The following is a 20,045-nucleotide window of genomic DNA, read 5'->3' on the forward strand; positions in this document are numbered from 1 at the left end:
AGTGGTGGGTGATGACGGGCTCGAACCGCCGACCCCCTCCGTGTAAAGGAGATGCTCTACCAACTGAGCTAATCACCCCCGCTGTGTGGAGTCGCATTATAGGGAACGCGCGAAATGAGTCAACGCTTTTTAAAAGGAAAACGCGCGTTCGTCTTAAATTTAAACAAGATGTTGCGATTCCAGGCGAAAGCCTCTACGGGCCGTCCGCTTTTACGGCAAAGGCGGCGCGAAAGCGGGGGATTGCCGTTGAGGATTCGCCTTCTGGTGATAGAATGTTGCCCACTTTCTTCTGAATTTATCAGAGCTTCCCGACTCTGAAAGCGTAAAAAGGCAGCTGTTAATGAAAATTAAAACCCGTTTCGCACCCAGCCCGACGGGCTACCTGCACGTCGGCGGCGCTCGCACCGCGCTCTATTCCTGGCTGTTCGCCCGTAGTCACGGCGGCGAATTCGTGCTGCGTATCGAAGATACGGATCTGGAACGCTCCACTCAGCAGGCTATCGACGCGATTATGGACGGCATGAACTGGCTGAGCCTGGACTGGGATGAAGGCCCGTACTATCAGACCAAACGTTTCGATCGCTATAACGCGGTGATCGATCAGATGCTGGAAGCGGGCACGGCTTATAAATGCTACTGCTCCAAAGAGCGTCTGGAAGCGCTGCGCGAAACGCAGATGGCGAACAACGAAAAGCCGCGCTACGACGGCCGCTGCCGCGACAGCGACGAGCATCACGCCGATGATGAACCCTGCGTGGTGCGTTTCCGCAATCCACAGGAAGGCTCGGTCATTTTTGATGACCAGATCCGCGGCCCGATTGAATTCAGCAATCAGGAGCTGGACGATCTGATCATTCGCCGTACCGACGGTGCGCCGACCTACAACTTCTGCGTGGTGATTGACGACTGGGATATGGAGATCACTCACGTTATCCGTGGTGAAGACCATATCAACAACACGCCGCGCCAGATTAACATCCTGAAAGCGATTGGCGCGCAGGTGCCGGTTTACGCGCACGTTTCCATGATCCTGGGCGATGACGGCAAGAAGCTCTCCAAGCGTCACGGCGCGGTGGGCGTGATGCAGTACCGCGATGATGGCTATCTGCCGGAAGCGCTGCTCAACTACCTGGTGCGTCTGGGCTGGTCGCATGGCGATCAGGAAATTTTCAGTATTGAAGAGATGAAGCAGCTGTTCGATCTGGACGCGGTCAGCAAATCCGCCAGCGCCTTTAACACCGAAAAGCTGCAGTGGCTGAATCACCATTACATCACCACGCTGGCGCCGGAATATGTGGCGACGCATTTGCAGTGGCATATCGAGCAGGAGAATATCGATACCCGCACCGGCCCTGAGCTGGCTAAGCTGGTGCGCCTGCTTGGCGAGCGCTGCAAAACGCTGAAGGAAATGGCCGCTTCCTGCCGCTATTTCTATGAAGATTTCGCGGAGTTCGATGCGGACGCGGCGAAAAAGCATCTGCGTCCTGTCGCCCGCCAGCCGCTGGAAGTGGTGCGCGATAAGCTCGCGGCCATCAGCGTATGGAACGCGGAAAACGTTCACCAGGCCATTCAGTCTACTGCTGAAGAGCTGGAAGTCGGTATGGGTAAAGTCGGTATGCCGCTGCGTGTCGCTGTTACCGGCGCGGGGCAGTCGCCGGCGCTGGACGTCACGGTAGAAGCCATCGGTCAGTCCCGCAGCGTAGCGCGTATTGAAAAAGCGCTGGCCTGGATCGCGACCCGCGAAGCTCAGGCTTAATCTTCTCCGCAGACAGAAAAGAACCGGCCCAGGCCGGTTCTTTTTTTCAACTTATGATTTCCTCGCGAAGAGCGGAAAACTACTTCTCAGCCTGAGAAATATCCAGCCGTTGCAACATGCCCTGAATCCCTTCACGTAACAACAACGCGTAAAGCTTTTCCTGCTCCTCGCTATTCATTTGCTGAATGGAAGTCATCAGCAGAGCGGGCAGGGAATTTTGCGTGACGCGATAGGTGGCAGTCGGCTCGGCGACGTGGCGGGTAGATTTTAGGAAGTTTCTTACATTCTCATCGATATGGATCATACGGGCCTTGCCGCCCTGTACGCCGGGCTTGGGCACGGTCGTCCACTGCTCTTTCTTTACCCACTTGTTGATAGTCTGACGGCTGAAACCTGTTTCCTGAGCCAGTTCTTCCGGGGTTAACCATTCCTTTTTCATTATGCAATATCCTTTTTGCGTTGATATGTAACGGACATATATTACAGGAATTTATTGTTCGAACAACTAACAGGCAATACTAATCTGACCAGATAATAAGCGGCGGGGAAAAAGCGGATTTCCCTCTGCCGTTCGGCAGAGGGAGAAGAGATTACTGCGGAGTAACAGCAGACTGAGTTTGCGGGCGATAAGCGATGTAGTAAGCGAGGCCGACAAACACCGCGCCGCCGACCGTATTGCCCAGGAATACCGCGATAAAGTTCGGCAGGTAGTCAGCCCAGGTCAGCTGGCCAGCGAAGATTGCCGCAGGCACGATAAACATGTTCGCCACCACGTGCTGGAAGCCGATAGCCACGAACGCCATGACCGGGAACCACATACCAAAGATCTTGCCAACCATGTCCTTGCTGGCGAAAGCCATCCAGGTCGCCAGGCAGACCAGCCAGTTACAGCCGATGCCGGAGATAAAAGAGTGCAGGAAATCGGCGTGAACTTTCGCAGAGGCGATAGCGACGGTCTTTTTCAGGTAGTCGCCTTCGGTCATGCCGAGCACGTGACCAAAGAACCAGGCTACGGCGATACTGCCGATAAAGTTGGCGATTGTTACCCAGAACCAGTTACGCACTACGCTAAAACCGCTGACCTGACGAGCAAAGAACGCGATCGGCATGGTCATCATATTGCCGGTCAGCAGCTCGCCGCCGGCCAGCACGGTCAGGATAATCCCTACCGGGAACACGGCGGCGCCGAGCAGGCCGCCGAATGAACCCCAGTCGGCAGGCAGTTGGTTAATCACATGCAGATCCAGCAAAAAGCCGGTGGCGATAAAAGCGCCGGCGATAAAGCCGAGGATCAGCAGAGTAGGGACAGAAGAACGACTTTTGGCGATACCAGCCTGAATAGCGACCGCCGCGATTTCTTTAGGTGAGTACAAGGACATAGTGGCTCTGATTCTGGTGTAGTGAAAGAAAGAATGGCCGAATCCGTCGCGTTATACGCGCGCATCCAGCGCTGAGAAGGGTTCGGCATTCGAAAACGCGGGAAGTTTTGCACGAGAATTTAACAAAAACAAGCGCAATTAAGCGTGCAATTAACGCTCTGTTTACAGGATTAAACCGCCGTGGTTGTGATTGCAGCGGGAACGTTGCCGGATTGCGTTCAGGACGCCATTTCATCGTTGGCTTAACGGCGATTAAGGCGATTTATGCTGGGGAAAAAAGCACAGGCGGCCTGTTTTTCATTGCTTTGGCCGCTTTTTCAGCGATCGATCGCAGAATGCTATTTTGCCGTTGACACCATCGGCCCGGTTTCATATTATGCCCGCCGTCAAGACGACAAAGGTTTTTCGGCTCGGGGGTATAGCTCAGCTGGGAGAGCGCTTGCATGGCATGCAAGAGGTCAGCGGTTCGATCCCGCTTATCTCCACCAAATCTTCACCAGACGATTTGGCCGCGAAAAACCGGTTTTTTGTTGTGGGGGTATAGCTCAGCTGGGAGAGCGCTTGCATGGCATGCAAGAGGTCAGCGGTTCGATCCCGCTTATCTCCACCAACTCTTTTCCCGTTCCGCCTTTCTGTTTACTTATCTTGTTTGCACTGCATAATCTGTTCACTCACTTTCTTTGCACTACCTCATCCCGATCGCTTTTTGCCTGCGTTGCCGACAGCCAGCAGACCCTCGGCAACGGAGTAAACTTTACTCGTCGCTAACGTTAAATTCGCCGCTGGCGATTAAAAAATCGATCAGCGCGGTCAGTTTTTGCAGGTCGGCGAGAGTGATATTGTGGAACAGCGCGATGCGTAACTGATTGCGACCCAGCGCGCGATAGCCCTCAATGCCGTACGCCAGCTGCTGCTCGTCCAGATAGCGCGTCAGCTTATCCACGCTGATAGCTTCCGCGACGTCGATTGCGGCGACCGTGGTTGAGCGCGCCGCAGGATCGGCGACAAAAGCGGAAAGATAAGGTTTTTCCTGCGCCCACTGATAAAGCCACTTCGCCTTCTCTGCGGCCTGACGCTCTACTTCCGCAAAGCCGATGGCATTCATTCGTTCAGCCTGGCGCGCGAACAAAAACAGCGTGACTACCGCAGGCGTATTATAGGTCTGCTGCTGCTCGCTGTTGCTCAGCGCCAGTCGCCAGTCGGCGAACACCGGAATATAGCGATCCAGCGCGGCGATCTCGGCAACGCGCGCTTTCGCTTTTGGCGAGAGAATGGCGACAAACAGGCCGCCTTCGCTGGCGAACACCTTCTGCGGCGAGAAGAAAAAAACATCCACGCGCGACAGGTCGCAGGCGATTTGCCCGGCGCCGCTGGTGGCGTCCACCGCCAACAGACAGGTATCGTCCACTTCCGGCAGGTTAATGTTCATCACGCCGGTCGAAGTTTCATTCAGCGTGCAGGCGACCACGTCAAACCCTTCGGTTAAAAAGGTCTGATTGGCCTGGCCATACCCGACCGTAGTTTTTTCCGCCTCAATCCAGGGAATGCGATCGGAGGCCTTAAACCATTTGTCTGAGAACTCGCCGCAGACGTGGTGCGCGATGCGCTGCCTGACCATACCGAGCCCGATCATATCGAACAACATGGTTGCGCCGCCGTTACCGAGCACGATGCTGTAATCTTCCGGCACCGACAAATAGTCCCGCAGGTGCTGCTGGATCTGTCGGCAAAGCGCACGTACCGGCTCTTTACGATGGCTGGTGCCCAACAGATGCGGGCCCTTTTCCTGCAGGCGACTTAAATCCTCCAGCTGGATAAGGGAAGGGCCGCAGCCGAAACGCGGATCGGACGGAATCAAATCTTGCGGAAGGGAAAGAGACACGGATTGCTCCTGAAGGGCCGCAGCGGCGGCATTGCGTTGAAAAATTACTATAAACCCGTTGGTAAAAGCAGCGCTATTGATTTTGCGGGGGAAAAAGCAAGGTTAATCTGAAAGATGCGGATAAAAAGGCGAAGGTTTACGCTTCGCCAGTGGAAGATTAAAGCGAGGCGGCGAATTCCAGCATTAGCCCGGCCAGCTTTTGCGGCGTTTGCAGCGGCATCAAATGGCCAGCGCCCGCGATGACCTCAAGGCGACCGCGAGGCAGATGCGCAAGCGTCAGCCGCTGCTGATCCTGCGGCGAAGGCACCTGATCGTCAACAGAACCGGCGATCAGCAGCGCAGGCACGTCAACCTTGCCAATCCGCGCAGACCAGTCTTCCCGACTGCCTGCTTCGGGCCACGCGCGCCACGCGTCAAGATTTGCGCGTTGAGCGTCGCGGATAGCGATTTCACGTACCACATCGGGCAAACGCTCGCTGGCTGCCGTATCAACAAACTGCCCGGCTTCTTCCCGGCTGCCGATGTAGTTTATCTGGCTTTGACGAGCTTCATCGCTCATCGGCTGTGGGCCAGGCGGCGAGGGCGCCACCAGAATCAGCCCTCGCAGATAGTCCGGCTGGCGCGACGCCAGCGCCAGCGCAACTTTGCCGGTCATCGAGTGGCCGACCAGGATGCAGTTGCTCAGCCGTAAATCACGAATGCTCTGGTCAAAGCGGGTCGCCATCGCCTCCACATCGTAGCCGTCCACCTCGGCAGCCGCGCCAAAGCCCGGCGTATCCAGCGTCACGCAGCGATGCTGCTCATCCAGCCAGCTGATGGTCGGATACCAGGTATGGCCGGAGCCGCCAAGATAATGCAGCAGCACGAAAACCGGGGCGTCGTTCTCTTTACCGTGTTGGGAATAAGGCAGCATCATGACTCCTGACGTAATTGATCTTTCACGTCGCCGAGAAGAGCGATCGTCTGCTCATCGTAGCCGCGCTGACGCAGCGGATTATTCACTTCGGCTTCCAGATCGGGTACATAGCCCACGAGAATTTCTCCCGGCGAGTTAAAGGTGACCTTGCCGAGCGTTGCGGGCAGCAGCAGCGTTTCCGCTTTTCCCAGCGTCCAGCTTTCGCCAGCCGCTTCAATCTGCAGCGGTTCGCCCAGGTTAGAGATAATGCGCGCGCGCCCGAAGCTATAGTCATAAGTGTCAGTCAGGCGCCAGCGCTCCAGCGCGAAATAAGGCCCGGCGCAGCAGAAGAGTCGGTTAACCTGCGCGTTCTCTTCCAGCGTTAATCCCTGATGCGGCCGGGTGGTCAGCTCAGGGCGCAGCTCCGCCAGCAGCGCGTCAATGTTCTTTTCCCGCTCCTGAGGCGAAATCGCGCTGCCGTCTTCCATTCGCCACGGCATCGCGTGCTGTTGGATATTGGAGGTTTGCTCAATTTCATAAATCAGCGTGTCCGGCCCGAAAGAGTGCAGCATCCCGCCAGGAATATAAAAGGTATCGCCGGTGTTAACCGGATGGCGCACCATCACCTCGTCATAGTTTTCGGCAAGCAGCGCAGCGCGCACCTGCTGCTGGCTGACGCCGGGCTTGATGCCTGCCAGGCAGGTAGCGCCGGGCGCGGCCCACAGAATATGCCAGGCCTCGCTTTTGCCGTTGGGCTGCTGCTCCAGGCGCTGCGCGGCTTCATCATCGGCGTGCAGGTGCACTGGCAGCATACCGGAGCCATCGATAAATTTACTCAGCAGCGGAAAATGCGGGCCGCGCCAGCCGGGCGCTACCAGCTCGTCGGGAAAGCGTTCGGTCAGCTCGTGCAGGCTCATCCCGGCGTAGTCGCCGTTTTTAACCGTGGCGCGCATACCTTCCACATCGCTGACTTCCCAGGTTTCCGCAATGCGGCCGTCGGGCAGATCGGCTTTGCCCAACCGGGTTTTAATCAGGTCGCCGCCAAACACGTGCGTGGCGATCGGTAGCGTCAGCCGTAGGGGAGAAGCTTTCATTTTCGCTCCTTAAAACAGAATCATAGCCTGAACAGCAGGCGTGAAAAAAACGCCCGCGTAACAGGTCTAAAAGAACGGATAAGAAGGCTATGGAGCCGAAGCCCCATAGCGCTGGCGATCAGATGATGGCGACGCCGCCGGTAACGGCAATAGTGGCGCCGGAGATGTAGCTGGCTTCGTCGCTGGCCAGCATCACATAGGCCGCTGCCAGCTCGGCAGGCTGACCTGCACGCTGCATCGGCACTTCGCTGCCGAAGTTTTTAACCTGCTCGGTTGGCATGGTCGTTGGGATCAGAGGCGTCCAGATTGGGCCAGGTGCGACCACGTTGGAACGGATGCCTTTCTCCGCCAGCAGCGCCGACAGGCCGCCGGAGAAGTTAACGATCGCCGCTTTCGTGGCGGAATAGGCAAGCAGTTTCGGCTTGGGCTGATCCGCGTTGATCGAGGCGGTATTGATAATAGAGCCGCCCGCAGGCATATGCGGCACGGCCGCTTTGCAGATGCGGAACATAGCGTAAATATTGGTTTTCATCGTGCGGTCAAACTCGTCGTCGTCGATCTCGTCCAGCGACTCGCGGGTCATCTGGAAAGCGGCGTTATTGACCACGATATTGATTTCGCCAAAGGCTTCCACCGCTTTAGCGACGATAGCTTTACACTGTTCGGCTTCGGTCACGTCTCCGGCAACCAGCACCGCTTTACGGCCCGCTTCTTCGATCAGGCGCGCGGTTTCTTTCGCGTCTTCATGCTCGTCCAGATAGGAGATCAGCACGTCCGCGCCTTCACGGGCATAGGCGATAGCGACGGCGCGGCCAATGCCCGAGTCGCCGCCGGTGATAATGGCTTTTTTGCCCTGCAGGCGGCCTGAGCCCTGATAGCTGGCTTCGCCATGATCGGGGACGGGCTGCATTGCGTTAGTTGCGCCTGGCCATGTTTGCTGTTGTTCTGGCAGTGGAGGTTGGGGGCGATTTGTCGTCGACATAAGCTCTCCTCTTGATACCAGCAAAAATGCCGGTGGTTAATGGATTGCGCCGCGTCGGAAACAGAGTGTCTGGCGACAACGGCGTGAATAATAATGAGTTTTACAACGGATTCGGTGATTTTTAACCGTTAAGGAATAAGCATAGTTAAAAAAAACGAAAGTGCTAAACCGATTCGGCGAACGAGGGAACCGCGCGGAAAGAAGCGGGAACGGGCCGCGTTGAAGCGGCCTCAGGCGATCAGGATTGTGGCGTCAGAACGTTAAAACCGTGAGTGCCGTCGCGCTCAAGCTGGGCGATCAGACCATATTCCCAGTCCAGATAAGCCTGCATCACGGCGGCTGAATTGTCGGTGCCTTCATAAGGGCGACGATAGCGATCGTTGCGGGGCTGCAGCAGCCGCGTTTCGCCCTGTTCCACTGGCAGCCCGGCCGCTCGCCAGGCCGCGTTGCCGCCTTTCAGCACCGTGACCGGGCAGGGCGTCAGCGTGGAAAGCTCTTCGACAGCATAGCGGGCCAGCAGGCTGCTGCCGCAGGTCACCACGTAACGCTTCGCTGCCGGCAGCGAAGCGCTGCCCATCAGCGTCAGCAAAGAACGCTGCAGCCAGGCCGCGCCGGGAATATGGCTGGCGACATAATTAGCGCTGGTGGTGAAATCCAGCACCAGGGTATCGCCTGCTTCCAGCCAGGCGGCCAGCTGCTCAGGCGTGGTTTCCGGCAGAGCGGGAAGAGAGGGAACGACGGGTTTCCAGTCGCCGCGTTGGGTCAGATCCACCGCGTTAAGCTCGTCCAGTACCGCGACATCCCAGCCCATCTGCGCCAGCCAGGAAGCGCTCATATCGGCGCGAACGCTCTTCTCATCGGCCAGCACGATCAGCGCGCCGCGCACGCTGGCGTAATGATCGGTTTCCTGCACCAGCTGACCGCCCGGAACGTGGCGGGCGCCCGGCAAATGACCGGCGGCATACTCTTCGGCGTCGCGCACGTCGAACAGATAAATTGTGCGCCGATCCTGCGCTTGTAAAGCGGCCAGCCCGGCAAGCGTAAGGCGTTGCACGCCAGCGCGATCGGCAACCTCTCTGGCAGCACGCGCCGCCTGTAGCTGCGCGGTTTCGTTTGTCTCGCCGTAGCGACGGTTCTGCTGATGCGCCAGCGTCAGTCCGGCCAGCGTCCAGCCGATGGTGCCGTTCCTCAGCGCATAAACCGGGTTGCGGACGCCCGCGTTAACCAGCGACTGCGTGCCGATAATGCTGCGCGTGCGGCCCGCGCAGTTGACGATAATTTTTGTCTCCGGCGAGGGCGCCAGATCTCTGGCCCGCAGCACCAGCTCCGCTCCCGGCACGCTGATGCCGCCGGGAATACTCATGGTCTGATATTCATCAAAGCGGCGGCTGTCCAGCACCACGACCGGCTCGTCGCTCTGCAGCAGCGCATTGACCTCCTGCGCAGCGAGCGAAGGCGTATGGGCCAGGCTTTCCACCAGCTCGCCAAAGGCTTTGCCCGGAGAGTTAACGTCGATAAAAAGTTCGCCGCCCGCTTCGCGCCAACCCTGCAGGCCGCCGGCCAGCAGCGCCACGTTGCGGTAACCCAGCGCAATCAGGCGCTCGGCGGCGATCTGCGCCAGGCCTTCACCGTTGTCATAGAGCGTCACTGGCGTGGTCAGGCGGGGGACGCGGTTCAGGATTTCCAGCTCCAGCTTCGATAACGGCACATTGGCGGCAAAGAGTGGATGACCTTCGGCGTAATACGCCTCTTCCCGTACATCCAGCAGCGCGATCTCCTGGCGCTGCAGCAGAGCGTAACGAATATCGCTGTAGTGCCGTAAAGGCAGTGCGTTTTTAGCCATGTGAAAGATCCCAAATATTCGGTAAAAAAGCGTTGTTATAACCGGAGATAAACGGCTTTTCGCTGCCGTCTTCCGCATAAACGGCGCGTTTCACCGCGCCGATATTGCCGCCATAAACGTGAATGCTGATTGAGGTGCGATCGGTAAAAGCGTTGCTGACGCGATGAATGTCGCCAACCTCAGGCGAAACGGCTTCCACATCGCCGGGATCGAGACGAACCGGCTCGCCCGCGGCGAAAAGCGCGCCCCGTGCGTCCCGCTCAAAATTCTGCGAAACCTCCGCGCCGCGTAACATGCCGATCAATCCCCAGACCCGATGATCGTGCACCGGCGTCGACTGCCCTGGCCCCCAGACAAAGCTCACCACCGAAAAGCGCTGCTGCGCGTCGGCGTGCAGCAAATATTGCTGATAGCGCTGCGGGCTGGGCTGCGTAAAGGGCTCGGCAAGCCAGTCGTCATGGCGGATCAGCTCTTTTAGCAGCTCACCGCCCTGTTGCAGAATCTTCTGCTCTGAAGGATTCGCCTCCAGCAGCTCAGCCAGGCCAGCGACAAAGGCGCGCAGACGATGATGTTGCGGTTCACTCATGGACTGACTCCTGCTTAGCAACGGATAGCGAGCTGGCGCTCTGCTGCGCGGCTTCGGCTACCTGATTAGCCTGGTCTGCCAGCTGATAATCAAAAGCCTGGCGGACATCCACCGCTTTCGGCAGCACCCGATAGCGATAGAAAAAATCGGCAGACTGCTGCAGCGTCGCCGCCAGCGCAGGCGTAAAGCTCACCGGGCGGATCTGCGCGTCGGCGATCCAGCGTTGGGTAATGGTTTGCGGCATTCCCAGCGATTTGCTCAGCGCGGCGGCGAACTCAGCCGGATGCTGAGCGGCCCAGATCTGCGCTCTGGCCAGGCGAGCCTGCAGATCGGCGATAGCCTGACGCTTGGCGGGATCGTTCAACGCCTCTTCACGGGCAAGGGCGTAAGAGTAGCCGGAGAGAATACCTTTGCCGCCGCCCTGAGGCACCAGCACCGCTTTATCCACGACCAGAGCCGAAGAGACATAGGGTTCCCAGGTCGCCCAGGCGTCAACCGCATGGCTGGCCAGCGCGGCGCGACCGTCGACCGGGCCGAGAAAGCGCAGCGTGACGTCGTCAGGCTTCAGTCCGGCGCGCTCAAGCAGTCCCAGCACCAGATAGTGGCCCCAGCCGCCGCGATTGACGGCAATCTTTTTGCCTTTTAACGCTTTCAGGCTGTAGATATTGCTGTCTGCTCGCGTCAGCAGCGCGATGCTGTCGGGATTGTTCTGCCAGGCGCCGACGGCTTTCACCGGCGCGCCAGCGGCGTAAACAAACAAAAAGGGCAGATCGCCGGTAAAGCCAACGTCCAGCGCGCCGGCGTTCAGCGCTTCCTGCACCGGCGCGCCTGATTCAAACGAGGTGAGTTTTAAATCGTAAGGCAAATTCTTCAGCTCGCCGGACTCGCGCAGGGAGATAAAGCGATCTCCCTTAACGTCGCCCAGGCGTAGCGTCACTTTCTCTGCGGTGGCGGCGGTAGCCATAATCGACAGCAGGATGGCGGCGACCAGACGCATCAGGCGCTCCTTGCGATACGGCGCGCCGCGACTTTTTCGCGCGTCAGCGGGATCAGCTCTTTGCCATACTCCAGCGCGTCGTTCAGCGGATCGAACCCGCGGATCAGCACGCTTTCAATGCCCAGATTGTAGTAATCCAGCAGCGCGTCGGAAACCTGATCCGGCGTGCCGACCAGCGAGGTGGAGTTATAGCCGCCGCCAACCAGCTTCGCGATGCCGGTCCATAAATTTTTATCCAGCCGATCGCCTTCATTGGCGGCGGCGAACAGGCGTTCTGCACCGACGCTCTGCGGCTTGGGCAGGCCGAAATCGTGCCCGGAAGCGAGCAGCTTTTTGCGGGCCGTTTCGCGAATATATTCCGCTTTTTCCCAGGCCTCTTTCTCCGTCGCGGCGATAATAGGGCGGAAAGAGATATTAAAGCCGATCTCTCTGCCGTGGCGCGCGGCGGCGCTACGTACGGTGCGCACGGTTTCGGCCGCGCCGGCCAGCGGCTCGCCCCACAGCGCGAAAACATCGGCGTGCTTAGCCGCAACGCTAATCGCCTCTGACGAAGAGCCGCCAAAATAGATCGGCAGCTGCGGCTGCACCGGCTTCACGGCGGAAAAAGCCTGCTCCGCCTGGTAGATGTCGCCATGATGATCGAAAGGCTCCTCGGCGGTCAGGCTGTTTCTCAGCACCTGTAAAAACTCGTCGGTGCGCGCGTAGCGCTCGGCTTTGTTGAGAAAATCGCCGTCGCGGCGCTGCTCGGCATCGTTGCCGCCGCTGATGATATGCACCGCCAGGCGACCCTCCGTCAGTTGATCCAGCGTCGCCAGCTTGCGCGCGGCCAGCGTCGGCGAGACAAAGCCGGGACGGTGCGCCAGCAGAAACTTCACTTTTGAGGTATGCGCCGCCGCGTGAGCCGTCACCAGAAAGCCGTCGGGTTGATCGGACCAGTAGCCCACCAGAACCCGATCGAAACCCGCCTCTTCATGGGCGCGGGCGAAGTCGGCGATATACTGCTTGTTAAACAGCGGGCCGCTGGGCGGAATGATTTCCGAGGCCAGGCGATGGCCGATCATGCCAAGAAACTGAATGCTCATGCTGAGTTCTCCGAAGTAAGGGCCTGAACAGGGCGCAGGAGAAAACCCTACTTTCAGAGACGTAAGCTGTGAAATTCCTATATCTGCTGAGCAAAGCTGAAAAACAGCTATGGCGGAAAAGATGTCTGGCGTAAATAGCGCGCAGGCGCGGATTTCAGGCTGCTGGCGAGACGACAGGCATAAAAAAAGCGAACCCGAAGGTTCGCCTTTATTCTGCTGTGCGGAAGAGGGAGGTTAACCCAGCACCAGTCCCGCGATGGAAGCGGAGAGCACGCTGACCAGCGTTGAACCGTACAGCAGTTTCAGACCAAAGCGCGAAACCACGTTGCCCTGTTCTTCGTGCAGACCTTTGATAGCGCCCGCCACGATGCCGATAGAGGAGAAGTTGGCAAAGGAGACCAGGAATACCGAGAGAATGCCTTCGCCGCGCGGCGACAGCGTTCCGGCGATTTTCTGCAGGTCGATCATCGCGACGAACTCATTGGAAACCAGCTTGGTCGCCATGATACTGCCGACCTGCAGCGCTTCGCCGGACGGCACGCCCATCATCCAGGCAAACGGATAGAACACGTAGCCCAGCACGCTCTGGAAGCTGATACCGAAAACGGTGTTAAACAGCGCGTTCACGGCGGAGATCAGCGCGATAAAACCAATCAGCATCGCGGCGACAATTACCGCCACTTTGAAACCGGCAAGGATATATTCGCCCAGCATTTCAAAGAAGCTCTGCCCCTGGTGCAGATCGTTCAGCTTCAGCTCTTCTTCCTGTTCAACGCGGTAAGGGTTAAGCAGCGAGAGCACGATAAAGGTGCTGAACATATTCAGCACCAGCGCGGCCACCACGTATTTGGGCTGCAGCATGGTCATATAGGCGCCGACGATAGACATGGAAACGGTCGACATCGCGGTAGCGGCCATGGTGTACATGCGGCGCTGCGACATTTTGCCGAGGATATCTTTATAGGCGATAAAGTTTTCTGACTGTCCCAAAATCAGCGAGCTTACCGCGTTAAAAGACTCCAGCTTGCCCATGCCGTTGACTTTCGACAGCACGGTGCCGATCGCCCGGATCACCACCGGCAGAATGCGGAAGTGCTGCAGGATGCCGATCAGCGCGGAGATAAAGACGATAGGGCAGAGCACGTTCAGCCAGAAAAACGCCAGGCCTTTATCGTTCATGCCGCCAAAGACAAAGCTGGTGCCCTGAGCGGCAAAGCCCAACAGCGTGTCGAAGAAACCGGCGAAGCCCTTAACGAAGCCCAGGCCGATCTCGGAGTTCAGGAAGAACCAGGCCAGCAGAACTTCAATCACCAGAAGCTGGACTATAAAACGGACGCGGATGTTTTTCCGATCGCTGCTGACCAGTAAGGCCAGTAGGGTTACCACCACCAACACCAAAGCAAAATGCAGAATGCGGGACATGAGTGCTCCAAATTTGAAGGCTGTTATAATTCGCTGCACATTCTATGTAACAAGTTGCAGAAAAACGAGACTAAAGCCTCAATATAATAAATTCATATCGCGTTAAATTGGCAATCTGCTTTCCTGTCACATCCTGATACTGTTTAAAAAACCACCCGGCAACTTGTAGGGGAATAATTTTTAACCTAGAGTAGAGATGTCGCTTACAAAACGATCACAAAAAGCCGTTTGTAGATATAGCAAAGGCTATACTTTTTAGCGTAGGCTATTACAGCGATAACTTTAACCACTTCAGGTGATGTTGATAATCATTATCATTTGAAAGAGAATACGCTCCTCGGGTGTATTAAGGGGTATGACGATGTTTGAAGGCCGCACCGCGGAGCAAACGGTCCGTAGTTCCCGTAAAATCAAATTTGCGCTGATGGGGCCAGCCTTTATTGCGGCGATCGGCTATATCGATCCCGGCAACTTTGCGACCAATATTCAGGCCGGCGCTTCCTACGGCTACAAGCTGCTGTGGGTAGCGGTCTGGGCCAATATCATGGCGATGGTCATTCAGCTGATGTCGGCCAAGCTCGGCATCGCGACCGGCAAAAACCTGGCCGAACATATCCGCGATCGCTTTCCACGTCCCGCCGTCTGGTTCTACTGGGTTCAGGCGGAGATTATCGCCATGGCTACCGACCTGGCGGAGTTTATCGGCGCGGCTATCGGTTTTAAGCTGCTGTTTGGCGTCAGCCTGCTGCAGGGCGCGGTGCTGACCGGCGTGGTGACCTTTCTGATCCTGATGCTGCAAAGCCGCGGGCAGAAACCGCTGGAACTGGTCATAGGCGGGCTGCTGCTGTTTGTGGCGGCTGCCTACGTGATCGAACTCTTTTTCTCACAGCCGAAAGTCGTGGATCTGCTGCAGGGAATGGCGCTGCCGACGCTGCCGACCGCAGACGCGGTGCTGCTGGCGGCGGGCGTGCTGGGTGCGACGATCATGCCGCATGTGATCTATCTGCACTCCTCTTTAACCCAGGGCTCCAATGGCAGTAGCCGTGCCGAGCGTTACTCCTCTACCAGGCTGGACGTAGCCATCGCGATGACCATCGCGGGATTCGTAAACCTGGCGATGATGGCGACCGCAGCAGCGGCTTTTCACTTTAGCGGCCATACCGGCATCGCCGAACTGGATCAGGCTTATCTGACACTCGATCCACTGCTGGGACGTGCGGCGGCGGTAGTTTTCGGCCTGAGCCTGCTGGCGGCCGGTCTTTCTTCTACCGTAGTGGGCACGATGGCGGGACAGGTAGTGATGCAGGGGTTTATCCACGTGCGCATTCCGCTGCTGGTGCGGCGCGTGATCACTATGCTGCCGTCGTTTATCGTTATCCTGGCGGGCTGGGAGCCGACGCGTATCCTGGTCATGAGCCAGGTGCTGCTTAGCTTCGGCATCGCGCTGGCGCTGATTCCGCTGCTCTCTTTTACCGGCAATCGCGAGCTGATGGGCGAGCTGGTGAACTCTCGCCTGATGCAGACGGCTGGCAAAATTATCGTCGTGATTGTGGTGGCGCTGAACGGCTATCTGCTGATATCAATGGCGAGAGGGCTGTAGGGCCGGAAAAAAGGGTGCTCATATGAGCACCCTTTTTTTATCTTACCAGCGGCCGTCGTGATGACGATCGCGCTCGTGACGCCATTCGCGCTGCCGTTCATGATCGCGCCAGCGCTGCTCACGCCGCCATTCGTGGCGATTACGCATCTCCTGATGGCGCCGCCACTGCTCGTGACGCCACCAGCGGCCCTCGTTGTAGCGGTAGTTGTTGTGCCACCAGCGTCCGTCGCGCCAGTGGCCGCCATCCCAGTAGCGTCCGTGGCGATCGCGGTCGCCGAAATGTAGCGAGACGCCCGGCGCTAACATAATGCGGGCGCTGTCGGCCTGAGCTGTGTGTATAGCCAACGGCGATAAATTTGCCAGCAAAGCGGCAATAAGCAATAAACGTTTCATTTTCTCTCCTTATCGGCGGCACGACTGCTCCGCCCTGATGCCAGTATTATAAAGAGAGCGCCGGGGTTTCGCCTGGCGAATTCCTAAAAACGTCATAAAAGTGTTAAAAGAAATGTCGGGGCGTAATGCCGCCGCAAAGCGCGGCGGCAAGGGGATCATGCGAGGATAGCTTCGATTTTATCCAGCTCCTGCTGGCTGAATTCACGCTGTTTTAACATATCTACGGCATCATCAATCTGGCTGGTCTTACTGGCGCCGATCAGCACAGAGGTCACGCGGCCGCCGCGCAGCACCCACGCCAGCGCCATTTGCGACAGCTTCTGCCCGCGCTGCTGCGCCAGCTCGTTAAGCTGCCGAACTTTCTCCATCTTTTCCGGCGTCAGCTGCTCGCTACTAAGGAATTTGCTGCCGCTGGCGGCACGCGAATCCTGCGGAATCCCCTGCAGATAACGATCGGTCAGTACGCCGCCGGCCAGCGGCGAAAAGGCGATGCAGCCGACGCCCTGCTGCTGCAGCACATCCAGCAGACCTTCTTCCGGCGCGCGTTCAAACATAGAGTACTTCGGCTGGTGGATCAGGCAGGGCGTGCCGAGCTGCCGGAGAATAGCGCACGCTTCCGCCGCCAGCCGCGCAGGATAGTTGGAAAGCGCGATATAGAGCGCCTTGCCCTGACGCACCAGATGATCCAGCGCGGTCATGGTTTCCTCCAGCGGCGTCTCCGGATCGGGGCGATGATGGTAAAAAATATCGACATACTCCAGCCCCATGCGTTTCAGGCTCTGGTCGAGGCTGGCGATAAGATATTTGCGCGAGCCCCAGTCGCCGTAAGGCCCGTCCCACATCGTATAGCCCGCTTTCGAAGAGATAATCAGCTCATCGCGCAGCGACGCGAAATCCTGGCGCAGAATGCGGCCAAAATTCTCTTCCGCCGAGCCGGGCGGCGGCCCGTAGTTATTGGCAAGATCGAAATGGGTGATCCCCTGATCGAAGGCGTGGCGCAGCAGCGCGCGGCTGTTTTCCACCAGGGTGCTGTCGCCGAAATTGTGCCACAGGCCGAGCGAGACGGCGGGCAGCTTTAGCCCGCTACGGCCGCAGCGGTGATAAGTCATTGTCTGATAACGTTTTGCATCGGGTTGATAAACCATACAAGTTCCTGTGCTCAGAGTAGAGGGCGAAACGAGCATAGCAGTGTATACGGTTACACCGAAACGGTACGCGCGGTGGATCGCATCTTGCGGCAAAGGCGTCAGCTTTGCTTGCCAGCGCACGAAGCGGCGGATTTGTTACGCTGCGCAAAGATTCAGCAATACTCATTACAACGCGTATAAAGGAGAAAACCATGCAAAGCGTTGGAGAGTATCTGTTGCTGCGCCTGCAGCAAATCGGCATCGGTCATCTGTTTGGCGTCCCGGGCGACTACAACCTGCAGTTTTTGGATCACGTTATCGCCAGCGAAAACATCGGCTGGACAGGCAGCAGTAACGAACTGAATGCGGCTTATGCCGCCGACGGCTATGCGCGCTGTCGCGGCGCAGCGGCGCTGTTAACCACCTTCGGCGTGGGCGAACTCAGCGCCCTGAACGGCATCGCCGGCAGCTATGCCGAATATCTGCCGGTCATTCATATCGTCGGCGCGCCTTCCAGCGCGGCGCAGGAGGAAAAACTGCTGCTGCACCATACGCTGGGCGACGGCGACTATGGCCATTTTCTGCGGATTGCGCGTGAGGTGACGGTAGCGCAGGCCGTGCTGACGAGGGAAAACGCCGCGGCGGAGATCGACAGGCTGCTGATAACCGCGCTGCGCGAGCATCGCCCCGTTTATCTGGTTATGCCGGTGGACGTGGCGGAGGCGATCGTTCCGTCGCCCGCTGGCACGCTAACTTTTCGGTCGGCATCGTCGCCAGCCAGCCTGGCAGATTTTAGCGCTGCGGCGGAAGCGATGCTGGCAGCGGCAACCAGCGTGTCGCTGCTGGCTGATTTCCTGGCCGATCGCGCCGGAGCGCGCGACGCGCTACGTGAGCTGGTGACGGAAACGCCTTTGCCTTTCGCTACGCTACTGATGGGCAAAAGCGTGCTGCCGGAGCAGCGGCCAGGATTTGTCGGTACTTATTCCGGCGCGGCCAGCGCGGGCGAAACGCAACAGCATATAGAGCATCGCGATGTCATCATTACTGCGGGTACGCTGTGGACGGATACCATTACCGCCGGCTTTACCCAGCAAATCGATCCGCTACGCAATATTGATATCGGCTTGTATCGCTGTCGGGTAGGGGGAAAAAAATTCAGCCAGATTGCCATGAAAGACGCTATCGCCGTGCTGCGGCAGCTGGCGACGCGCTATGGCGAGCGCTGGCGCGATAAACAAGCGCTGCCGCCGGCGCTATCGGAGAGCGACGCGGGCGCGCTGACCCAAAACGCCTTCTGGCGCATCATGCAGGATTTTTTACGTCCCGGTGATATCATCCTGGCCGATCAGGGCACGGCCGCGTTTGGCGCGGCGGCGCTACGTTTGCCCGACAACGTGACCTTTATCTGTCAGCCGCTCTGGGGATCGATCGGTTTTACGCTGCCCGCCGCGTGGGGCGCGCAGATCGCCTGTCCGCAGCGACGCGTGATCCTGCTTAGCGGCGACGGTTCGGCCCAGTTGACCATTCAGGAGTTGGGTTCCATGCTGCGTGACGGTCTTAAGCCGGTTATCTTTGTGCTTAATAATGACGGCTATACTGTTGAGCGAGCCATTCATGGCGAAGGGCAGCGCTACAACGATATCGCGCAGTGGAACTGGACGCAGTTGCCGCAGGCGCTGAGCATGAATAGCGAAGCGCAAAGCTGGCGTGTTGAAGAGACGGCTCAATTGCAGGAAGTGGTAAAAGTGATTGAACAAACCTCGCGTCTCTCGCTGGTGGAGGTTATGCTGCCGCAGCTGGACATGCCGCCGTTGCTGAAGGCGGTGACGGCGGCGCTGCACAAGCGCAACGCGTCCTGATGAATTCAGGACAGATTCAGATTGATGCCCGTGGGAAACTGCGGCCAGTGCAGGTAAGGTAGGCGGTCGCAGCGCGATTTCACGCTCGGCCGGCAGGGTCGGGCGTTGTTGTTTGAGTGGGGGAAATTTATAGTGTGTACAAATGACGTAAGCGGAGCAAAAAAATAATGACTAAGTATGCTTTGGTAGGTGATGTAGGCGGCACCAATGCACGCCTGGCGCTGTGTGAAGTTGAGAACGGCGCTATCTCACAGGCCAAAACGTTCTCCACAGCAGACTACGAGAGCCTTGAGGCGGTCATCCGTTTTTATCTTGCCGAGCAGCAGCAGGATGTCACGGATGGCTGCATCGCCATCGCCTGCCCGATCACCGATGACTGGGTCGATATGACCAATCACGACTGGGCCTTCTCCACCAGCAAAATGAAAGCGAATCTGGGCTTCGATCACCTGGAGATCATCAACGACTTCACCGCCGTGTCGATGGCTATTCCGATGCTGACCGAACAGGATGTTATGCAGTTCGGCGGCGGCGCGCCGGTAAAAGATAAACCGGTCGCGGTTTACGGTGCAGGAACCGGCCTGGGCGTGGCGCATCTGGTACACGTCGATAAGCGCTGGGTCAGCCTGCCGGGCGAGGGCGGTCACGTGGATTTCGCCGCTAACAGCGAAGAGGAAGATCTGATTCTGGAAGTGCTGCGCGCCGAGCTGGGCCACGTTTCCGCCGAGCGCGTGCTCTCCGGCGCCGGTCTGGTCAATCTTTATCGCGCTATTGTCAAAGCCGATAATCGCGTGCCGGAAGACCTGAAGCCGAAAGATGTTTCCCAGCGTGCGTTGGATGACAGCTGTACCGACTGCCGTCGTGCGCTGGCGATGTTCTGCGTGATCATGGGACGCTTCGGCGGCAACCTGGCGCTGACGATGGGCACCTTCGGCGGCGTTTATATCGCCGGTGGTATCGTGCCGCGCTTCCTGGAATTCTTTAAGGCTTCCGGTTTCCGCGCCGCCTTTGAAGACAAAGGGCGCTTTAAGGACTATGTGCAGAATATCCCGGTTTATCTGATCACCCATGATAAACCTGGCCTGCTGGGCGCGGGCGCGCATCTGCGCCAGACGCTGGGCAGCGTACTGTAATAACAAGGGCCGGTT

Annotated in this window: 18 protein-coding genes and 3 tRNA genes; 7 read left to right on the forward strand and 14 right to left on the reverse strand. The window is 58.0% G+C overall.

Annotated elements, in window-relative coordinates:
* Positions 1–2 precede the first annotated feature (2 nt).
* A tRNA-Val gene (locus MKZ79_RS00005) sits at positions 3–78 on the reverse strand.
* Positions 79–340: 262 nt separating this feature from the next.
* Here MKZ79_RS00005 and gltX point away from each other — a divergent pair.
* Positions 341–1,756, forward strand: a complete 1,416-nt coding sequence (gene gltX / locus MKZ79_RS00010) for a glutamate--tRNA ligase (RefSeq protein ID WP_336139052.1) — start codon at positions 341–343, stop codon at positions 1,754–1,756.
* Between the two features lie 79 nt (positions 1,757–1,835).
* Here gltX and MKZ79_RS00015 read toward each other — a convergent pair whose 3' ends face one another.
* Together MKZ79_RS00015 and MKZ79_RS00020 are read right to left on the reverse strand one after the other, a co-directional pair.
* Positions 1,836–2,195 carry a YfeC-like transcriptional regulator gene (locus tag MKZ79_RS00015; RefSeq protein WP_336139053.1) on the reverse strand — a complete coding sequence of 120 codons (360 nt, stop codon included), beginning with the start codon at positions 2,193–2,195 and terminating at the stop codon, positions 1,836–1,838.
* 151 nt (positions 2,196–2,346) lie between these two features.
* Complete coding sequence (locus tag MKZ79_RS00020; protein WP_336139055.1) at positions 2,347–3,135, reverse strand: formate/nitrite transporter family protein; 789 nt, start codon at positions 3,133–3,135, stop codon at positions 2,347–2,349.
* Positions 3,136–3,242: 107 nt separating this feature from the next.
* On the opposite strand from MKZ79_RS00020, the gene MKZ79_RS00025 reads away from it, so the two are divergent.
* From MKZ79_RS00025 to MKZ79_RS00035, 3 genes are all read left to right on the forward strand, one after another.
* Complete coding sequence (locus MKZ79_RS00025; RefSeq protein WP_336139056.1) at positions 3,243–3,488, forward strand: hypothetical protein; 246 nt, start codon at positions 3,243–3,245, stop codon at positions 3,486–3,488.
* Between the two features lie 59 nt (positions 3,489–3,547).
* A tRNA-Ala gene (locus tag MKZ79_RS00030) sits at positions 3,548–3,623 on the forward strand.
* Positions 3,624–3,669: 46 nt separating this feature from the next.
* Positions 3,670–3,745, forward strand: a tRNA-Ala gene (locus MKZ79_RS00035).
* A 144-nt stretch (positions 3,746–3,889) separates the two neighbouring features.
* Here the strand turns inward: MKZ79_RS00035 and MKZ79_RS00040 are convergent.
* The 9 genes from MKZ79_RS00040 to MKZ79_RS00080 all read right to left on the reverse strand — a co-directional run bounded on the left by MKZ79_RS00040 (position 3,890) and on the right by MKZ79_RS00080 (position 13,918).
* Positions 3,890–5,017 carry an aminotransferase class V-fold PLP-dependent enzyme gene (locus tag MKZ79_RS00040; RefSeq protein WP_336139057.1) on the reverse strand — a complete coding sequence of 376 codons (1,128 nt, stop codon included), beginning with the start codon at positions 5,015–5,017 and terminating at the stop codon, positions 3,890–3,892.
* Between the two features lie 157 nt (positions 5,018–5,174).
* Complete coding sequence (locus MKZ79_RS00045) at positions 5,175–5,930, reverse strand: alpha/beta fold hydrolase (RefSeq protein WP_336139058.1); 756 nt, start codon at positions 5,928–5,930, stop codon at positions 5,175–5,177.
* Positions 5,930–7,006 (reverse strand): class I mannose-6-phosphate isomerase, encoded by a 1,077-nt coding sequence (locus MKZ79_RS00050; RefSeq protein ID WP_336139059.1) that lies wholly within the window; start codon positions 7,004–7,006, stop codon positions 5,930–5,932. The genes MKZ79_RS00045 and MKZ79_RS00050 overlap by 1 nt, the downstream gene beginning before the upstream one ends.
* Before the next feature lie 118 nt (positions 7,007–7,124).
* Positions 7,125–7,988, reverse strand: a complete 864-nt coding sequence (locus tag MKZ79_RS00055) for a glucose 1-dehydrogenase (protein WP_336139060.1) — start codon at positions 7,986–7,988, stop codon at positions 7,125–7,127.
* Positions 7,989–8,226: 238 nt separating this feature from the next.
* On the reverse strand, positions 8,227–9,831 hold the full coding sequence (locus MKZ79_RS00060) for a rhodanese homology domain-containing protein (RefSeq protein WP_336139061.1): 1,605 nt from the start codon (positions 9,829–9,831) through the stop codon (positions 8,227–8,229).
* Entirely contained in the window at positions 9,824–10,417 is a 594-nt protein-coding gene (locus tag MKZ79_RS00065; protein ID WP_336139062.1) for a cysteine dioxygenase, read from the reverse strand. Before MKZ79_RS00065 ends, MKZ79_RS00060 begins: the two co-directional genes overlap by 8 nt.
* On the reverse strand, positions 10,410–11,414 hold the full coding sequence (locus MKZ79_RS00070; protein WP_336139063.1) for an ABC transporter substrate-binding protein: 1,005 nt from the start codon (positions 11,412–11,414) through the stop codon (positions 10,410–10,412). Before MKZ79_RS00070 ends, MKZ79_RS00065 begins: the two co-directional genes overlap by 8 nt.
* Entirely contained in the window at positions 11,414–12,496 is a 1,083-nt protein-coding gene (locus MKZ79_RS00075) for an LLM class flavin-dependent oxidoreductase (RefSeq protein ID WP_336139064.1), read from the reverse strand. Before MKZ79_RS00075 ends, MKZ79_RS00070 begins: the two co-directional genes overlap by 1 nt.
* 234 nt (positions 12,497–12,730) lie before the next feature.
* On the reverse strand, positions 12,731–13,918 hold the full coding sequence (locus tag MKZ79_RS00080; RefSeq protein ID WP_336139065.1) for a NupC/NupG family nucleoside CNT transporter: 1,188 nt from the start codon (positions 13,916–13,918) through the stop codon (positions 12,731–12,733).
* A gap of 361 nt (positions 13,919–14,279) precedes the next feature.
* On the opposite strand from MKZ79_RS00080, the gene MKZ79_RS00085 reads away from it, so the two are divergent.
* Positions 14,280–15,518, forward strand: coding sequence for an Nramp family divalent metal transporter (locus MKZ79_RS00085; RefSeq protein ID WP_336139067.1), 1,239 nt, complete (start codon positions 14,280–14,282; stop codon positions 15,516–15,518).
* A gap of 42 nt (positions 15,519–15,560) precedes the next feature.
* Here MKZ79_RS00085 and MKZ79_RS00090 read toward each other — a convergent pair whose 3' ends face one another.
* Together MKZ79_RS00090 and mgrA are read right to left on the reverse strand one after the other, a co-directional pair.
* On the reverse strand, positions 15,561–15,911 hold the full coding sequence (locus tag MKZ79_RS00090; RefSeq protein WP_336139068.1) for a DUF2502 domain-containing protein: 351 nt from the start codon (positions 15,909–15,911) through the stop codon (positions 15,561–15,563).
* A gap of 155 nt (positions 15,912–16,066) precedes the next feature.
* Complete coding sequence (gene mgrA, locus MKZ79_RS00095) at positions 16,067–17,056, reverse strand: L-glyceraldehyde 3-phosphate reductase (protein WP_336139069.1); 990 nt, start codon at positions 17,054–17,056, stop codon at positions 16,067–16,069.
* A 194-nt stretch (positions 17,057–17,250) separates the two neighbouring features.
* Between mgrA and MKZ79_RS00100 the strand changes: the two genes are divergently transcribed.
* Both MKZ79_RS00100 and glk read left to right on the forward strand, forming a co-directional pair.
* Positions 17,251–18,897, forward strand: a complete 1,647-nt coding sequence (locus MKZ79_RS00100; RefSeq protein ID WP_336139070.1) for an alpha-keto acid decarboxylase family protein — start codon at positions 17,251–17,253, stop codon at positions 18,895–18,897.
* Positions 18,898–19,064: 167 nt separating this feature from the next.
* A complete protein-coding gene (glk, locus tag MKZ79_RS00105) occupies positions 19,065–20,030 on the forward strand; it encodes a glucokinase (protein WP_336139071.1) in 966 nt (321 codons plus the stop codon).
* The last annotated feature ends 15 nt before the right edge of the window (positions 20,031–20,045 follow it).

The organism is Erwinia sp. CGal63, from assembly GCF_037026505.1.
Lineage (GTDB): Bacteria > Pseudomonadota > Gammaproteobacteria > Enterobacterales > Enterobacteriaceae > Erwinia.